The 16,932-nt window shown below is 55.7% G+C and carries 13 protein-coding genes; 6 read left to right on the top strand and 7 right to left on the bottom strand.

The annotated features are described in order from the left end of the window. Positions 1-103: 103 nt before the first annotated feature. Positions 104-607: a GNAT family N-acetyltransferase gene (locus AC0XWG_RS09780; RefSeq protein WP_028017017.1), complete on the top strand. Its 504-nt coding sequence runs from the start codon at positions 104-106 to the stop codon at positions 605-607. An 83-nt stretch (positions 608-690) separates the two neighbouring features. Further along, complete coding sequence (gene ahr / locus AC0XWG_RS09775; RefSeq protein ID WP_128348196.1) at positions 691-1,710, top strand: NADPH-dependent aldehyde reductase Ahr; 1,020 nt, start codon at positions 691-693, stop codon at positions 1,708-1,710. A gap of 63 nt (positions 1,711-1,773) precedes the next feature. Here the strand turns inward: ahr and AC0XWG_RS09770 are convergent, their stop codons facing one another. Next, positions 1,774-3,411: a dihydroxyacetone kinase subunit DhaK gene (locus tag AC0XWG_RS09770; protein WP_128348197.1), complete on the bottom strand. Its 1,638-nt coding sequence runs from the start codon at positions 3,409-3,411 to the stop codon at positions 1,774-1,776. Between the two features lie 137 nt (positions 3,412-3,548). Between AC0XWG_RS09770 and AC0XWG_RS09765 the strand changes: the two genes are divergently transcribed. Further along, positions 3,549-5,051, top strand: a complete 1,503-nt coding sequence (locus AC0XWG_RS09765; RefSeq protein ID WP_128348198.1) for a helicase HerA-like C-terminal domain-containing protein — start codon at positions 3,549-3,551, stop codon at positions 5,049-5,051. Here the strand turns inward: AC0XWG_RS09765 and mnmL are convergent. Then, the gene (gene mnmL / locus AC0XWG_RS09760; protein ID WP_134708514.1) at positions 5,031-5,972 is read right to left on the bottom strand and encodes a tRNA modification radical SAM protein MnmL/YtqA; all 942 of its coding nucleotides are present in this window, start codon (positions 5,970-5,972) and stop codon (positions 5,031-5,033) included. The genes AC0XWG_RS09765 and mnmL overlap by 21 nt on opposite strands. A 686-nt stretch (positions 5,973-6,658) precedes the next feature. On the opposite strand from mnmL, the gene gltB reads away from it, so the two are divergent. Both gltB and gltD read left to right on the top strand, forming a co-directional pair. After that, a complete protein-coding gene (gene gltB / locus AC0XWG_RS09755) occupies positions 6,659-11,119 on the top strand; it encodes a glutamate synthase large subunit (RefSeq protein WP_128348199.1) in 4,461 nt (1,486 codons plus the stop codon). Positions 11,120-11,128: 9 nt separating this feature from the next. Then, complete coding sequence (gltD, locus tag AC0XWG_RS09750) at positions 11,129-12,547, top strand: glutamate synthase subunit GltD (RefSeq protein ID WP_023309377.1); 1,419 nt, start codon at positions 11,129-11,131, stop codon at positions 12,545-12,547. A 29-nt stretch (positions 12,548-12,576) separates the two neighbouring features. Here the strand turns inward: gltD and sspB are convergent, their stop codons facing one another. From sspB to zapE, 5 genes are all read right to left on the bottom strand, one after another. Further along, on the bottom strand, positions 12,577-13,074 hold the full coding sequence (gene sspB, locus AC0XWG_RS09745) for a ClpXP protease specificity-enhancing factor (RefSeq protein ID WP_024906337.1): 498 nt from the start codon (positions 13,072-13,074) through the stop codon (positions 12,577-12,579). A gap of 5 nt (positions 13,075-13,079) precedes the next feature. Continuing rightward, positions 13,080-13,718 carry a stringent starvation protein SspA gene (sspA, locus tag AC0XWG_RS09740; RefSeq protein ID WP_028017010.1) on the bottom strand — a complete coding sequence of 213 codons (639 nt, stop codon included), beginning with the start codon at positions 13,716-13,718 and terminating at the stop codon, positions 13,080-13,082. A gap of 309 nt (positions 13,719-14,027) precedes the next feature. Then, the gene (gene rpsI, locus AC0XWG_RS09735) at positions 14,028-14,420 is read right to left on the bottom strand and encodes a 30S ribosomal protein S9 (RefSeq protein WP_003860436.1); all 393 of its coding nucleotides are present in this window, start codon (positions 14,418-14,420) and stop codon (positions 14,028-14,030) included. A 15-nt stretch (positions 14,421-14,435) separates the two neighbouring features. Further along, positions 14,436-14,864, bottom strand: a complete 429-nt coding sequence (gene rplM / locus AC0XWG_RS09730) for a 50S ribosomal protein L13 (RefSeq protein WP_003860434.1) — start codon at positions 14,862-14,864, stop codon at positions 14,436-14,438. A 287-nt stretch (positions 14,865-15,151) separates the two neighbouring features. Next, a complete protein-coding gene (gene zapE, locus AC0XWG_RS09725; protein WP_049007554.1) occupies positions 15,152-16,276 on the bottom strand; it encodes a cell division protein ZapE in 1,125 nt (374 codons plus the stop codon). Positions 16,277-16,465: 189 nt separating this feature from the next. On the opposite strand from zapE, the gene zapG reads away from it, so the two are divergent. Next, positions 16,466-16,864: a Z-ring associated protein ZapG gene (gene zapG / locus AC0XWG_RS09720; RefSeq protein ID WP_008502832.1), complete on the top strand. Its 399-nt coding sequence runs from the start codon at positions 16,466-16,468 to the stop codon at positions 16,862-16,864. Positions 16,865-16,932 lie beyond the last annotated feature (68 nt).

Below are 16,932 nucleotides of genomic sequence, written 5' to 3'. Positions count from 1 at the left end.
CAGGGCGTAAGGGGTAACCTTCCTGAAAACTCCTCGCTTGCACTCCCCTTTCTGCGGTGCTATTAACAGCAGTTATGTGTCAATTTTTGTAATGAGTAATGCTATGAGCGTGATTACCCCCGTCGCGACGACGATGCGTCGGATCACTGAGCAGGATAACCCGGCTATTGCCGCCGTTATCCGCACCGTTTCTGCCGAATATGGCCTGACGGCTGACAAAGGCTACACGGTTGCAGACCCAAATCTGGATGAGCTTTTTCAGCTCTACAGCCAGCCAGGGCATGCCTATTGGGTAATCGAGCAGAATGGTCTGGTTGTGGGCGGCGGCGGCGTGGCGCCACTCAGTTGTAGCGAGCCGGATATCTGCGAACTACAGAAAATGTATTTCCTCCCAACTGCACGCGGGCAAGGACTGGCGAAAAAGCTGGCACTGATCGCCCTGGAACACGCACGTAAGCAGGGTTTTACGCGCTGTTACCTCGAAACAACCGCCTTCCTCAAAGAGGCCATTGGCCTGTATGAACATCTGGGCTTTGAGCATATTGATGCACCGCTCGGTTGTACCGGCCACGTCGATTGCGAAGTCAGGATGCTGAAAAATCTGTAAATAATATTGCCGCCCTCTTCTGTTAAGCGGTGCTGAACTGAATGCTCTACACTCTCAGTTCACACCACAACGGGGGAAACACGATGTCGAAGATAAAAAGCTACGCCGCACCGCAGGCGGGTGCAGAACTTGAGCTTTACGAGTACGATGCGGGCGAACTAAAAGCAGAAGACGTCGAAGTACAGGTTGATTACTGCGGGATCTGCCACTCGGATCTCTCGATGATCGACAACGAATGGGGCTTCTCCAGCTACCCGCTGGTTGCCGGACACGAAGTGATTGGCCGCGTCGTGGCGCTCGGTAGCGCCGCGCAGGACAAAGGACTGAAAGTGGGTCAACGCGTGGGCATTGGCTGGACAGCACGCAGCTGTGGCCACTGCGATGCCTGTATCAGCGGTAATCAGATCAACTGCCTCGAAGGCGCCGTTCCTACCATACTTAACAAAGGTGGTTTTGCCGATAAGCTGCGCGCCGACTGGCAATGGGTCATTCCACTGCCGGACAGCATTGATATCGAATCCGCCAGTCCATTGCTGTGTGGTGGTATTACCGTCTTCAAACCTCTGCTGATGCACCATATCACTGCCACCAGCCGCGTGGGCGTCATCGGTATTGGCGGACTGGGGCATATCGCCATCAAACTGCTGCACGCGATGGGCTGTGAAGTCACAGCGTTCAGTTCAAACCCGGCGAAAGAGAAAGAAGTGCTGGCGATGGGTGCAGACAAGGTTGTGAACAGCCGAGATCCGCAAGCGCTGAACGCCCTGGCAGGTCAGTTTGATCTCATCATCAACACCGTCAACGTCGATCTCGACTGGCAGCCGTATTTTGAAGCGCTGGCCTACGGCGGAAACTTCCACACCGTAGGTGCCGTGATGAAGCCGCTGCCCGTTCCGGCGTTTACCTTGATTGGCGGGGATCGCAGCGTGTCCGGCTCTGCCACCGGTACGCCATTCGAATTGCGCAAACTGATGAAGTTTGCCGGACGCACCAAAGTGGCTCCGACTACTGAGCTGTATCCGATGTCAAAAATCAACGAAGCGATCCAGCACGTGCGTGACGGCAAAGCCCGTTATCGCGTGGTGTTGAAAGCGGATTTTTGATTTTCACGCGGACATCATGTTTGCAGGCCGGGTAAGGCGTAGCCGCCACCCGGCATTTCTACACTACCGAGCCAGCGCAGCAAACACCTCTGCCACCGCGACCGCCCCCGGATCCATTACTCCATCCAGATTCTCTTTATTCACATACGACGAACGCCCCGCTCCGGCTTTCTGCATTTTCGCGGTCGCTTCGGCACCCTGCCGCGCAGCCTGCGCCGCCGCGTGAAGATCGCCTTTCAGCAACGCCTCCAGCGCGGGCTGCAGCGCGTCGATCAGCGTACGATCGCCAAGATCAGCCCCACCGTACTGCTTCATCTGCGCCAGCCCACTCAGTAGGGCTTCCGGCAACGGCTTCCCGTCATGCAGCTTTTGTCCGGCCGCCGTAAAGAAGATCGACATCAGCACGCCACTCGATCCGCCCATCACCGTGGCCAACCGCTCGCCTACCAGCAACAGCAGCGTTGGGATATCATCCAGAGGCAGTTTGTGCTCCTCAAGGCGCTGCGCAATGTCTCGCGCTCCTTGCGCAAAGGTAGAGCCGGTATCGCCATCCCCCACTTTGGCATCCAGTGCATTGAGCCGATTTTCAAGCTTAATCAGCGTGGTTGTTACCTGGGAGACATACTCGCCCACCTCTGCGTTAGCAGATGGGGTATATTCCACGCGGTCATGCAGCGCGCTATGTTCCTGTACACGCAAGGGGGCAAACGCCACTGGTTTTTGCCAGCCCAGCGTCTCAACCTCTTCATGGAGCGCTTTTTCAAAGAGGTCGTTAAGCTTCAATAACGTCAGGGAAAAGCCCTTCATATCCAGGGCACTCACCAGCGGCGCGGGGCCAATCAGGTACGCGATATGCTCTTTCAGAGCCGAGTGCGCCAGCTCTTTGGTGAGCAGCGCCATCTCCAGCGCCGACACGCCGCCAAGATTGTTAATCAGCACTGCAAAGCGCCCCTCTCCCGCCTGCTCGCGTAACGGTGTTACCAGCGTGTCGATAATGGCTTTGCTGTTTTGCGTATCAACCACCGAGGCCCCCGGCTCCCCGTGAATACCGAGCCCCAGCTCCACATGACCTTGCTTAATTCGCCCTTCTTCATCATCACTGCCTGGCAAGTTACAGGTTTGCATCGCAACGCCCAGGCTCCAGAGATTATCGCAGGCCTGTTGCGCAATATCCCGCACTTCACTCAGTGATTTCCCGTGCTCCGCCGCATAGCCCGCAATCTTATGCACCAGCGCCGTACCGGCAATGCCGCGCGGCTGCTTGTTATCCGGCAGCGCGATGTCATCGGCAACAATCACCATCTCCACCTTCAGGCCATAGCGTTTGGCCTTTTCCGCTGCCAGACCGAAGTTCAGGCGGTCGCCGGTATAGTTTTTGACGATCAGCAGACAGCCGCGATCGCCCGTTACCGCCACAATGGCGTTCAGTACCGCATCCACGCTCGGCGAAGCAAACAGATCGCCGCACACCGCCGCCGTCAGCATGCCTTTGCCGACAAACCCGGCGTGTGCAGGCTCATGACCAGAGCCACCGCCGGAGATCACCGCCACGCGGCTTTTGTCCCAGTCGCCGCGCGCGACGATCCTGATGGCCGGATCGATATCAAGTTTGACGAGATTTGCATGTGGCGCAGAAAGCAGTATGCCTTCAATGGCATCGTTGACCAGCTGTTTGCGATCGTTAAAGAAGAATCTGGACATAGTTTCCCACTATTTTGTGAACCGTATGCAAAAGCATAGTCCGCGCTGGATAATGCGCCGCAAAGTCAGGAATTTACTCAACCAAATTGCGACCAGGTTGCCTATACTCCACCCAGGACTAAGAGAGGAAGCGCATTATGAGTACACCATTGTTAATTGCCAGGACGCTGGAAAAAGAGCTGTATTTACTGCCCGCGATGGCGAACCGCCACGGTCTGATCACCGGCGCGACCGGGACGGGGAAAACCGTGACCCTGCAAAAGCTGGCGGAGTCGCTTTCAGAGATTGGCGTGCCGGTCTTTATGGCTGACGTGAAAGGCGATTTAACCGGTGTCGCTCAGGAAGGGACGGCCTCTGAAAAACTGCTCGAACGGCTGAAGAATATTGGCATCACGGACTGGACGCCGCATAACAATCCGGTGGTGGTGTGGGATATCTTCGGTGAGAAAGGCCACCCGGTGCGCGCGACCGTCTCCGATCTCGGCCCGCTGCTGCTGGCCCGTCTGCTTAACCTCAACGACGTGCAGTCCGGCGTATTGAATATTATCTTCCGTATTGCCGATGACCAGGGGCTACTGCTCCTCGATTTCAAAGATCTGCGCGCCATTACCCAGTACATCGGCGATAACGCTAAATCCTTCCAGAACCAGTACGGCAATATCAGCAGCGCCTCGGTGGGCGCCATTCAGCGTGGGTTGCTGACCCTGGAGCAACAGGGGGCCGAACACTTCTTCGGCGAGCCGATGCTGGATATCAAAGACTGGATGCGCACCGACAGCAACGGCAAAGGCATCATCAACATTCTGAGTTCTGAGAAGCTCTATCAGATGCCGAAGCTTTACGCCGCCAGCCTGCTGTGGATGCTCTCCGAACTCTATGAACAATTACCCGAAGCAGGCGATCTGGAAAAGCCCAAACTGGTGTTCTTCTTTGACGAAGCGCATCTGCTGTTTAACGATGCACCTCAGGTATTGCTGGATAAGATCGAACAGGTTATCCGCCTGATCCGCTCCAAAGGCGTCGGCGTCTGGTTTGTCTCGCAAAACCCGTCGGATATCCCCGACAACGTGCTCGGGCAGCTCGGCAACCGCGTGCAGCATGCCCTGCGCGCCTTTACGCCGAAAGATCAGAAAGCCGTTAAGGCCGCCGCGCAAACCATGCGCGCCAATCCGGCCTTTGATACCGAAGCGGCGATTCAGGCGTTAGGCACCGGTGAAGCGCTGATCTCGTTCCTGGATGCGAAGGGCAGCCCGTCCGTGGTGGAACGCGCCATGGTGATCGCGCCCTGCTCGCGCATGGGGCCGGTGACCGACGATGAGCGTAACGGTCTGATTAACCACTCTCCGGTTTACGGGAAGTACGAAGACGAGGTGGATCGCGAGTCCGCATTCGAGATGCTACAAAAAGGGGTCCAGGCGACAACGGAATCGCAGGATGCGCCTGCCGCTAAAGGGCAGTCTGTCGCCGTGGATGACGGTATTCTCGGGGGGCTCAAAGACATCCTGTTCGGCAGCACCGGTCCGCGCGGCGGCAAGCGTGATGGCGTTGTACAAACCATGGCGAAAAGCGCCGCGCGACAGGTCACTAATCAGATAGTGCGCGGCATGCTGGGAAGCCTGCTAGGCGGCCGTCGCCGGTAGACGGGGAACCCACGGGCGGCCAAGCGCCGAACCCTGTACACCGTTCTCCTGTAGATAGCGGTCGATTTCCACCATCCCCGTCCAGCGGTTCTCACACCATAGCGGTGCCAGAAGCGTTGGACGGCGAGCGCTGGCCGAAATACGGTGGTAGACAATTTCCGGCGGTGTGTGGCGAATCATCTCCCCCGCCGTCACCGTATAGTCCTCAAGCTCAATACCGCTTAACCGCCCGGCCTCCCAGGCTTTCGCCATAATGCTGCCCTTCACGATATGCAGCGGGTGCAGCTTGATACCGTCCACGCCGGTCTCAACCACCTTTTCCAGCGTCTCCAGACCGTGCTGTCGCCCTTCCCCCGGTAAACCGACAATCAGGTGCGAACAGACCTTCAGCCCACGCTCACGGGCCAGCCGCGTGGTGCGCTGGTAGCAGGCGAAATCATGGCCGCGATTGATTCGGTGCAGCGTTTTGTCATGTGCGGTCTGCAAGCCCAGCTCCAGCCAGATCTCGTAACCTTGTTCTTTGTACTCGCTGAGCAGCTCCAGCACCGCCTCCGGTACGCAGTCCGGGCGCGTGCCCACGCACAGCCCAACGATGTTAGCCTGACTGACGGCCTGCTGATACATAGAGCGCAGTACCTGCACCTCAGCCCAAGTGCTGGTGTAGGCCTGGAAATAGGCCAAATATTGCTTTGCGCGGTTCACCAGGCTCGCCTGATGGGCAAGCTGTTCAGCGATAGATTTATGCTGCTGGGCTTCGTCAGCAAACGACGCAACGTTACAGAACGTGCAGCCACCACGCCCGATGGTGCCATCGCGATTCGGGCAGCTAAAGCCGCCATGCAGCGTCAGCTTATGAACCTTTTGCCCATAGCGTTGCAAAAGATCCCCACCAAACATATTGACTAATTTCTGTAACTGCATAATCTGATAGACCGTCCCGGAGAAAGGGGACAAGCCTGCCATTTTTAGCCTCTGTCGGCGATGACCTGGATCAATCGCCCTGGACGGCCTTTATCTATATGAATAAATACTCAGGATTACTGCAATTTCATTCACAACCCTCGTGATTACTTTTCCTTATGTTCTGATTGTTTTTTTCATTTATAGCGCCACCACTGAAAAACAGTGGCTTTATGCGGGTTTGCATTCAATGCCAGATTATTATTCTGCTATAAAACTGCTATTCAGCACGCTACATTGATAATACCGCTTTCATATAGTGAGTCAGATCACACTCCGCTGCGTCCTGCCAGGGCATGCAATCAATGTAAAAATAGTTAAATACCCTTTAATTACAATAAGATAAACTCTCTTTAGCACATTTTTGTATAAATAAGATTGCCATTTGACCTGTGTACCAATTCCCGATAAGTTGGAAATCCGCTGGAAGCTTTCTGGATGAGCGGCCTGCTCATCATATTTATGCAGTAATTGAGATTCCCTCTGAAGCAAGTCCTCAAACTTGTTTACCTGCGCGAAAGGATGAAAAGAGGGCGAATGCGAGGTCCGCGTATGAAACGCAAACCCCGTCGCCATGCTCTTTCTGTGCCTGTGCGCCACGGTAAAGTTCAGTGGGAAGCCCGACGAGCCTGGGGAGGTTCACTGATATGTTGTACGATAAATCCCTTGAGAAGGATAACTGTGGTTTCGGCCTGATCGCCCACATAGAAGGCGAACCTAGCCACAAGGTAGTGCGTACTGCCATTCACGCACTGGCCCGTATGCAGCACCGTGGTGCCATCCTTGCTGATGGTAAAACCGGCGACGGTTGCGGTCTGCTGCTGCAAAAACCCGATCGTTTCTTCCGTATCGTTGCGGAAGAACGCGGCTGGCGTTTAGCCAAAAACTACGCTGTCGGTATGCTGTTCCTGAACCAGGATCCTGAAAAAGCTGCCGCCTCACGCCGCATCGTCGAAGAAGAACTTCAACGTGAAACCCTGTCGATTGTCGGCTGGCGCAATGTGCCAACCAACGAAGGGGTGCTCGGTGAAATCGCCCTCTCCTCGCTGCCTCGTATTGAACAGATTTTTGTTAACGCGCCTGCGGGCTGGCGTCCACGCGATATGGAACGCCGTCTGTTCATTGCCCGTCGCCGCATTGAAAAGCGTCTCCAGGACGATAAAGAGTTCTACGTCTGTAGCCTCTCGAACCTGGTGAACATCTATAAAGGTCTGTGTATGCCGGCTGACCTGCCGCGCTTCTACCTGGACCTGGCGGATCTGCGTCTGGAATCGGCCATTTGCCTGTTCCACCAGCGCTTCTCCACCAACACCGTTCCACGCTGGCCGCTGGCTCAGCCGTTCCGCTATCTGGCGCACAACGGCGAGATCAACACCATCACCGGTAACCGCCAATGGGCCCGCGCCCGTACCTATAAGTTCCAGACGCCACTGATCCCTGACCTGCACGATGCCGCACCGTTCGTAAACGAAACCGGCTCGGACTCCAGCTCCATGGATAACATGCTGGAGCTGCTGCTTGCGGGCGGGATGGACATCGTTCGCGCCATGCGTCTGCTCGTGCCACCTGCCTGGCAGAACAACCCGGATATGGATCCGGAGCTGCGCGCGTTCTTCGACTTTAACTCCATGCACATGGAGCCGTGGGACGGCCCGGCGGGCATCGTGATGTCCGACGGCCGCTTTGCTGCCTGTAACCTGGACCGTAACGGCCTGCGTCCTGCGCGCTACGTCATCACCAAAGACAAGCTCATCACCTGCGCCTCTGAAGTCGGTATCTGGGATTACCAGCCTGACGAAGTGGTCGAAAAAGGCCGCGTCGGTCCGGGCGAGCTGATGGTTATCGACACCCGCGGCGGGCGTATTCTGCACTCAGCCGAAACCGATCACGATCTGAAAAGCCGCCATCCGTACAAAGAGTGGATGGAAAAGAACGTGCGTCGCCTCGTGCCGTTCGAAGATTTATCGGATGAAGAAGTGGGTCGTCGCGAACTGGACGACGATGCGCTTGCGAGCTTCCAGAAACAGTTTAACTACAGCGCGGAAGAGCTGGATTCCGTCATCCGCGTACTCGGTGAAAACGGCCAGGAAGCCGTGGGCTCCATGGGGGACGATACCCCGTTTGCCGTGCTCTCCAGCCAGCCGCGCATCATTTATGACTACTTCCGCCAGCAGTTTGCGCAGGTCACCAACCCGCCAATCGACCCGCTGCGTGAAGCCCACGTGATGTCGCTGGCGACCAGCATCGGCCGCGAGATGAACGTCTTCTGCGAAGCCGAAGGCCAGGCGCACCGCCTGACCTTTAAATCGCCGATCCTGCTGTACTCCGATTTCAAACAGCTCACCACCATGAAAGAGGAGCACTACCGCGCTGACACGCTCGATATCACCTTCGACGTGGCCGAAGCGAGCCTTGAAGAGACGGTGAATGCCCTGTGTGACAAAGCCGAACAGATGGTGCGTAACGGTACCGTTCTGCTGGTGCTGTCTGACCGAAATATCGCGAAGAATCGCCTTCCGGTGCCTGCACCAATGGCAGTCGGTGCTATCCAGACCCGTCTGGTAGAGAAGAGCCTGCGCTGCGACGCCAACATCATTGTTGAAACCGCAAGTGCACGTGACCCGCACCACTTTGCCGTGCTGTTAGGCTTTGGTGCGACGGCGATTTATCCATACCTGGCCTACGAAACACTGGCTCGTCTGGTCGATACCCGCGCGATCGACAAAGACTACCGTGCAGTGATGCTGAACTACCGTAACGGCATCAACAAAGGTCTGTACAAGATCATGTCCAAAATGGGCATCTCGACCATTGCCTCCTACCGCTGCTCGAAGCTGTTTGAAGCGGTCGGCCTGCATGACGAGGTCGCCAACCTCTGCTTCCAGGGCGTGGTCAGCCGCATCGGCGGTGCCGGGTTTGCTGACTTCCAGCAGGATCTGGTAAACCTGTCGAAACGCGCCTGGCTGGCACGTAAGCCATTGGATCAAGGCGGTCTGCTGAAATACGTTCACGGTGGCGAATACCACGCCTATAACCCGGACGTGGTGCGCACGCTGCAGCAGGCGGTTCAGAGCGGCGAATACAGTGATTATCAGCAATATGCTGAGCTGGTAAACAGCCGTCCGGCAGCGACGCTGCGCGATCTGCTGGCACTGAATCCTGGTGATGATGCGGTCAGTATTGATGACGTTGAGCCAGCCACTGAGCTGTTCAAACGCTTTGATACTGCAGCAATGTCTATCGGTGCTCTCAGTCCGGAAGCCCATGAAGCGCTGGCGGAAGCCATGAACAGCATCGGCGGAAACTCGAACTCCGGCGAAGGCGGCGAAGATCCTGCCCGTTACGGCACCAACAAAGTGTCCCGTATCAAGCAGGTGGCATCCGGTCGCTTTGGCGTCACGCCTGCGTACCTGGTCAACGCCGACGTTATCCAGATTAAAGTCGCTCAGGGTGCAAAACCGGGCGAAGGCGGTCAGTTACCTGGTGATAAAGTCACCCCGTACATCGCCAAACTGCGCTACTCCGTACCGGGCGTGACGTTGATCTCTCCGCCACCACACCACGATATCTACTCTATCGAGGATTTGGCGCAGCTGATTTTCGACCTGAAACAGGTCAACCCGAAAGCGATGATCTCCGTGAAGCTGGTTTCCGAGCCGGGCGTGGGTACCATCGCAACGGGCGTAGCAAAAGCCTATGCGGATCTCATCACCATCGCCGGTTATGACGGCGGTACCGGTGCAAGCCCACTCTCCTCCGTTAAATATGCGGGTTGTCCGTGGGAGCTGGGGCTGGTGGAAACTCAGCAAGCGCTGGTGGCTAACGGTCTGCGTCACAAGATCCGTCTGCAGGTGGATGGCGGTCTGAAAACCGGCCTCGACATCATCAAGGCGGCGATTCTGGGTGCGGAAAGCTTCGGCTTTGGCACCGGTCCAATGGTTGCACTCGGCTGTAAATACCTGCGTATTTGCCACCTGAACAACTGCGCAACCGGCGTTGCAACCCAGGACGAGAAACTGCGTAAGAACCACTATCACGGTCTGCCGTTCAAAGTGACCAACTACTTTGAGTTCATCGCCCGCGAAACCCGCGAGCTGATGGCACAGCTGGGCGTGAAGCGTCTGGTAGACCTGATTGGCCGTACCGACCTGCTGAAAGAGCTGGAAGGCTTCACTGCCAAGCAGCAGAAGCTGGAGTTGAGCAAGCTGCTGGAAACCGCGCAGCCGCATCCTGGCAAAGCGGTCTACTGCACCGAGAACAACCCGCCGTTTGATAACGGCGTGCTGAACGCGCAGCTGCTGCAGCAGGCGAAACCGTATGTTGACGACAAGCAGAGCAAAACGTTCTGGTTTGATATTCGCAACACCGACCGTTCTGTGGGGGCCTCCCTCTCCGGTTACATCGCGCAGACGCACGGTGACCAGGGGCTGGCTGCTGATCCGATTACCGCGCACTTCAGCGGTACTGCGGGCCAGAGCTTCGGCGTGTGGAACGCAGGCGGCGTTGAGCTGTATCTGACCGGCGATGCCAACGACTACGTCGGTAAAGGCATGGCGGGTGGTCTGCTGGCGGTGCGTCCGCCTGTCGGTTCAGCTTTCCGCAGCCACGAAGCCAGCATCATCGGAAACACCTGTCTGTACGGCGCGACCGGCGGTCGTCTGTTTGCAGCGGGTCGTGCGGGCGAGCGTTTTGCGGTGCGTAACTCCGGTGCAATCACCGTGGTGGAAGGCATTGGCGATAACGGCTGTGAATACATGACGGGCGGGATTGTTTGCGTTCTGGGTAAAACCGGCGTGAACTTCGGCGCAGGCATGACGGGTGGTTTTGCCTACGTCCTGGATGAAGACGGTGAGTTCCGCAAACGCGTGAACCCGGAGCTGGTGGAAGTGCTGGACGTTGACACGCTGGCTATCCACGAAGAACACCTGCGCGGTCTGATTACCGAACACGTGCAGCATACCGGTTCTTCGCGCGGCGAAGAGATCCTGGCGAACTGGCCGGCGTTCTCTGCGAAATTCGCGCTGGTTAAACCGAAGTCCAGCGATGTTAAAGCACTGTTGGGTCACCGTAGTCGTAGCTCAGCAGAGCTGCGTGTGCAGGCGCAGTAAGGAATTCAGATGAGTCAGAACGTATACCAGTTTATCGACCTGCAGCGTGTTGATCCGCCAAAGAAACCGCTGAAAATCCGTAAAATTGAATTTGTCGAAATCTATGAGCCGTTTTCAGAAGGCCAGGCCAAAGCACAGGCAGACCGCTGCCTGTCCTGCGGTAACCCTTACTGCGAATGGAAATGTCCGGTGCATAACTACATCCCGAACTGGCTGAAGCTAGCCAACGAGGGGCGTATCTTTGAAGCCGCCGAGCTGTCTCACCAGACCAACACCCTGCCGGAAGTGTGCGGCCGCGTGTGTCCTCAGGACCGTCTGTGTGAAGGCTCCTGTACGCTGAACGACGAGTTTGGCGCAGTGACCATCGGTAACATTGAGCGTTATATCAACGATAAAGCGTTTGAGATGGGCTGGCGTCCGGATATGACCGGCGTGAAGCAAACCGACAAGCGCGTGGCAATCATCGGCGCGGGCCCAGCGGGCCTGGCCTGTGCGGACGTGCTGACCCGCAACGGCGTGAAGGCGGTAGTCTTTGACCGTCATCCGGAGATCGGCGGTCTGCTGACCTTCGGTATCCCGGCTTTCAAGCTGGAAAAAGAGGTCATGACCCGTCGTCGTGAAATCTTTACCGGCATGGGTATCGAGTTCAAACTGAATGTGGAAGTAGGCCGCGATGTGCAGCTCGACGATCTGCTGAAAGATTACGACGCCGTATTCCTGGGCGTGGGCACCTATCAGTCCATGCGCGGTGGTCTGGAGAACGAAGATGCGCCGGGCGTTTACGACGCTCTGCCGTTCCTGATTGCTAACACCAAGCAGATCATGGGCTACGGCGAAACCGCCGATGAGCCGTTCGTCAGCATGGAAGGCAAACGCGTTGTCGTACTGGGCGGTGGTGATACGGCGATGGACTGCGTGCGTACCTCTATTCGTCAGAATGCCGCGCACGTGATCTGCGCCTACCGTCGTGACGAAGAGAACATGCCGGGCTCTAAACGCGAAGTGAAAAACGCGCGTGAAGAGGGCGTGGAGTTCCAGTTCAACATCCAGCCTCTGGGTATCGAAGTGAATGCCAACGGTAAAGTGAGCGGCGTGAAGATGGCGCGTACTGAGATGGGTGCGCCGGATGCGAAAGGCCGTCGTCGCGCCGAGATCGTAGCCGGTTCTGAGCATGTGATCCCGGCCGATGCCGTCGTGATGGCGTTCGGTTTCCGCCCTCACAGCATGGAGTGGCTGGCGAAGCACAGCGTGGAGCTGGACTCTCAGGGCCGCGTCATTGCACCTGAAGGCAGCGACAATGCTTTCCAGACCAGCAACCCGAAAATCTTCGCCGGTGGCGATATCGTTCGCGGTTCTGACCTGGTGGTCACCGCGATTGCCGAGGGTCGTAAGGCGGCAGACGGTATACTGAACTACCTGGAAGTGTAAAAAAAACAGGCCCGATTGGGCCTGTTTTTTTATTTGACGACGCGAAGAGCCGGACGACCACCGCGCGGAGGCGGATCGTCATCAGGATCATTGTCGTCATGATGATCGGGTTTATCGCCATCAATAAGCGACATCACCGTGTCGCTTTCGCGCTCATCGGATGCGTTGTCATCATTCAGGCTGGCAACATCCTCGTCGTATGCTGCTTCCGGCTCAAACATCGTGCCTGCGCCGTTTTCACGCGCGTAGATCGCCAGTACCGCAGCCAGAGGAACGGACACCTGACGCGGCACACCGCCAAAGCGTGCATTAAAGCGCACTTCGTCGTTGGCCAGTTCCAGGTTGCCCACCGCGCGCGGCGCGATGTTCAGCACGATCTGTCCATCACGCGCATATTCCATAGGAACCAGCACGCCCGGCAACGTCACATCCACAACCAGGTGCGGCGTGAGCTGGTTATCCAGCAGCCATTCATAGAAGGCGCGCAGCAGATACGGACGGCGTGGGGTAAGTTGTGACATTTCCACAGTCATTAGCCTCGGCCAAGACGCATTTCACGTTCAGGTTCAGTTAACGATGCCAGGAATGAATCACGTTCAAATACGCGAGTCATGTAGCCCTTCAGCTCTTTCGCACCCGGACCGCTGAACTCGACGCCCAGAGTCGGCAGACGCCACAGCAGCGGTGCCAGGTAGCAATCCACCAGGCTGAACTCATCGCTCAGGAAGAATGGCTTCTGACCAAACACAGGGGCAATTGCCAGCAGCTCTTCACGCAGTTGCTTACGCGCTGCGTCGGCTTCAGAAGAGGAACCGCTAACGATAACGTTCATCAGCGAGTACCAGTCTTTCTCGATACGCTGCATGTACAGGCGGCTTTCACCACGCGCGACAGGGTAAACCGGCATCAACGGCGGATGTGGGAAACGCTCATCCAGATATTCCATAATGATACGGGATTCCCACAGGGTCAGCTCGCGATCCACCAGCGTCGGTACGCTTTGGCTCGGGTTGAGATCGATCAGATCCTGAGGTGGGTTATCCTTTTCCACATGCTCGATCTCAAAACTGACACCCTTCTCGGCCAGCACGATACGAACCTGATGGCTATAAATGTCAGTAGGACCAGAAAACAGCGTCATTACCGAACGTTTGTTGGCAGCGACAGCCATGAAAACCTCCAGGTATATTCAGAATTTTTACTGCTACCGGCCCAACAGGGGCCAGCCAGATGTTGTATCGCCCATCCCAGAGAAAACACATTGTTCAAGAATCGAACAAAAATCGAGTATTCACCGATATTTGGGCAGAAAATTGGATGATAGTTTACCAGATTTTGATGGCTTTGTGGTGAGGGGATTCTGGAAATGTGGAAAAAGAGGAGATATATGAATTTATATTGTGGATAACCTGCACATTATCCATAAAAAAACCCGCCGAAGCGGGTTTTTCGCCAATCGTTCTGCGTAAGCAGAAAATGATTAACGTTTGGAGAACTGTGGACGACGACGTGCTTTACGCAGACCCACTTTCTTACGTTCAACCTGACGAGCGTCACGAGTAACGAAGCCAGCTTTACGCAGTTCAGAACGCAGGGATTCGTCGTACTCCATCAGAGCGCGGGTGATACCGTGACGGATCGCACCTGCCTGACCGGAGATACCACCACCTTTAACGGTGATGTACAGATCCAGTTTTTCTACCATGTCAACCAGTTCCAGCGGCTGGCGAACTACCATGCGGGCAGTTTCGCGACCGAAGTATTGTTCCAGAGAACGCTGGTTGATTACGATTTTACCACTGCCCGGTTTGATGAAAACGCGAGCTGCGGAACTTTTGCGGCGACCAGTGCCGTAGTATTGATTTTCAGCCATTGCCTATAATCCCGATTAGATGTCAAGAACTTGCGGTTGCTGTGCCGCGTGGTTGTGCTCGTTACCTGCGTAAACTTTCAGTTTACGGAACATAGCACGACCCAGCGGGCCTTTTGGCAGCATGCCTTTAACCGCGATTTCAATCACACGCTCAGGACGGCGAGCAATCATCTCTTCAAAGGTCGCTTCTTTGATACCACCGATGTGGCCGGTGTGGTGGTAGTACATTTTGTCAGTACGCTTGTTGCCGGTTACAGCAACTTTATCAGCGTTCAGAACGATGATGTAATCACCGGTATCAACGTGCGGAGTGTATTCCGCTTTATGCTTACCGCGCAGGCGACGAGCCAGTTCAGTAGCCAGACGGCCCAGAGTTTTACCGGTCGCGTCAACAACATACCAGTCGCGCTGTACGGTTTCTGGTTTAGCTGTAAAAGTTTTCATTAAAAGCTTACCCAAATAATAAGTTACACGTTGGTGAACACCCAAACGTTTAGTCAGTTGAGGTTCACACGACAAAGTCCGGCAAACCTACCCCTTCGAATAGCACATGCCGACACATAGAAAGTTTCGGGAAAAAAACCTTCTCGTAACGTGGGGTCGCAAGATTATAGAGAAGTTGAGGTCAAAGATCGACCCTTAAATGTGATTTGGAATGGGTTTTTCGGGGGGAGGTATTGCGCGGTCTGGTGCCCTCCCCCAGTTCCTCTCCCACAGGGAGAGGCTGGCATTTATGGCATATGCTCAAGCTTGAGGTATTCCTCGCTCTGCATCTCCTGCAGACGCGAGAGGCAACGCTGGAACTCGAACTTCAGCCGCTCTCCCTGGTAGATCTCATATAAAGGTACCTCAGCGCTAATCACCAGCTTGACGTGCCGCTCATAAAATTCATCCACCAGCGCAATGAAGCGTCGTGCTTCACTCTCCATCAACCGCGTCATGACCGGAACATCCAGCACCATCACGGTATGGAACAGGCGTGAAAGCGCAATATAGTCGTGCTGGCTGCGGGCATCCACACAAAGTGTTGTGAAGGAGACGGCCAGCGTTTGATTCTCTACGCCAAGCGTGGGCAACGGGCGATGGTTAATCTCAAGCTCCGGAGCGTTTTCACGTTTTGCCCCCGCCAGCGCCAGCCAGAGTTTATCCATTTGATGGGTTGTCTCGGCGTTCAGCGGTGAGAGCCACAGGTGCGCCTGGGTCAACGTACGCAGCCGGTAATCCACCCCGGCATCCACATTCATAATGTCACAATACTGCTTGATGGCGTCGATGGCAGGCAGGAAACGTGCGCGCTGCAAACCGTTGCGGTACAGCTCGTCCGGCGGGATATTCGATGTGGCAACCAGCGTAATCCCGCGTGCAAACAGCGCTTTCATCAGGCCGCCCAGCAGCATGGCATCGGTGATGTCAGAAACAAAAAATTCGTCAAAGCAAAGCACGTCCGTTTCCGCCTTAAACCTGTCGGCCACAATCTCAAGCGGATCGCTTTTGCCCTGCAGTGCAGTTAGCTCTTCATGAACCCGCAGCATAAAACGATGGAAATGCAGACGCTGCTTACGTTCGCCCGGCAGACTCAGATAAAACAGATCCATCAGCCAGGTTTTTCCGCGCCCTACGCCGCCCCACATATATAAGCCGCGTACAGGAGCATGAGCCTGTGGTGCTTTTTTACCGAGCAACCGCCCAAATGCCGCCTTTAGCCCACCATTCTGTTCGACTTCAGCGGGTTTTGCCGTGAGTTCCTGATAAATCATCTCCAGACGGCTTACCGCCTCACGTTGAACGTCATCAGCTTGATGAGTGCCGTCGTTAAGGGCCAGTTGATAACGCGATGCAGGGGACAGGTTTTGCATAATCTTATTGTTATTCCTTCAATTAAACCTCACCAGCAGCCGTGACTGATGAAAAAAAGGCCGTTCTACACTACGCGATGATACGTCAGGATTCCACTTCTACAGAAATAGCGGTTATAGTGGCATTATCAGGCACAGGCAGGAGCCGAGCCAACACCCTACGGAACAACAAGACAACGGGAGAAGTTCATGACCTGGGAATATGCGCTAATCGGTTTAGTCGTCGGCATCGTCATCGGTGCTGTGGCCATGCGTTTCGGTAATCGCAAATTGCGTCAGCAGCAGTCACTGCAGTACGAACTGGAAAAGAACAAAGCGGAACTGGAAGAGTATCGTGAAGAGCTGGTCAGCCACTTTGCCCGTAGCGCCGAGCTGCTGGACAACATGGCGACCGACTATCGTCAGCTGTATCAACATATGGCAAAAAGCTCCAGCAGCCTGCTGCCGGAAATGACCGCGGAAACCAATCCGTTCCGCAACCGTCTGGCAGACTCTGAAGCCGGTAACGATCAGGCGCCCGTCCAGATGCCTCGTGACTATTCAGATGGCGCGTCAGGCCTGCTGCGTGGCGGTGTAAAACGCGATTAATCGCACAACCTGAATTTATTTTACGGGCGCAGCGATTGCGCCCGTCCTTTCTTCATGACCCCAGCTAT

The sequence above is a fragment of the Enterobacter sp. DVT3837 genome (genome assembly GCF_056238685.1).
The sequence above is the reverse complement of the archived record's forward strand: the minus strand, read 5'-3'. Positions and strand labels throughout refer to the sequence as shown.

Excerpts from the sequence above, each read along its gene's own strand:
- AC0XWG_RS09780 (WP_028017017.1), top strand. The coding sequence starts at position 104 with ATGAGCGTGATTACCCCCGTCGCGACGACGATGCGTCGGATCACTGAG.
- ahr (WP_128348196.1), top strand. The coding sequence starts at position 691 with ATGTCGAAGATAAAAAGCTACGCCGCACCGCAGGCGGGTGCAGAACTT.
- AC0XWG_RS09770 (WP_128348197.1), bottom strand. The coding sequence starts at position 3,411 with ATGTCCAGATTCTTCTTTAACGATCGCAAACAGCTGGTCAACGATGCC.
- AC0XWG_RS09765 (WP_128348198.1), top strand. The coding sequence starts at position 3,549 with ATGAGTACACCATTGTTAATTGCCAGGACGCTGGAAAAAGAGCTGTAT.
- mnmL (WP_134708514.1), bottom strand. The coding sequence starts at position 5,972 with ATGCAGTTACAGAAATTAGTCAATATGTTTGGTGGGGATCTTTTGCAA.
- gltB (WP_128348199.1), top strand. The coding sequence starts at position 6,659 with ATGTTGTACGATAAATCCCTTGAGAAGGATAACTGTGGTTTCGGCCTG.
- gltD (WP_023309377.1), top strand. The coding sequence starts at position 11,129 with ATGAGTCAGAACGTATACCAGTTTATCGACCTGCAGCGTGTTGATCCG.
- sspA (WP_028017010.1), bottom strand. The coding sequence starts at position 13,718 with ATGGCTGTCGCTGCCAACAAACGTTCGGTAATGACGCTGTTTTCTGGT.
- rpsI (WP_003860436.1), bottom strand. The coding sequence starts at position 14,420 with ATGGCTGAAAATCAATACTACGGCACTGGTCGCCGCAAAAGTTCCGCA.
- rplM (WP_003860434.1), bottom strand. The coding sequence starts at position 14,864 with ATGAAAACTTTTACAGCTAAACCAGAAACCGTACAGCGCGACTGGTAT.
- zapE (WP_049007554.1), bottom strand. The coding sequence starts at position 16,276 with ATGCAAAACCTGTCCCCTGCATCGCGTTATCAACTGGCCCTTAACGAC.
- zapG (WP_008502832.1), top strand. The coding sequence starts at position 16,466 with ATGACCTGGGAATATGCGCTAATCGGTTTAGTCGTCGGCATCGTCATC.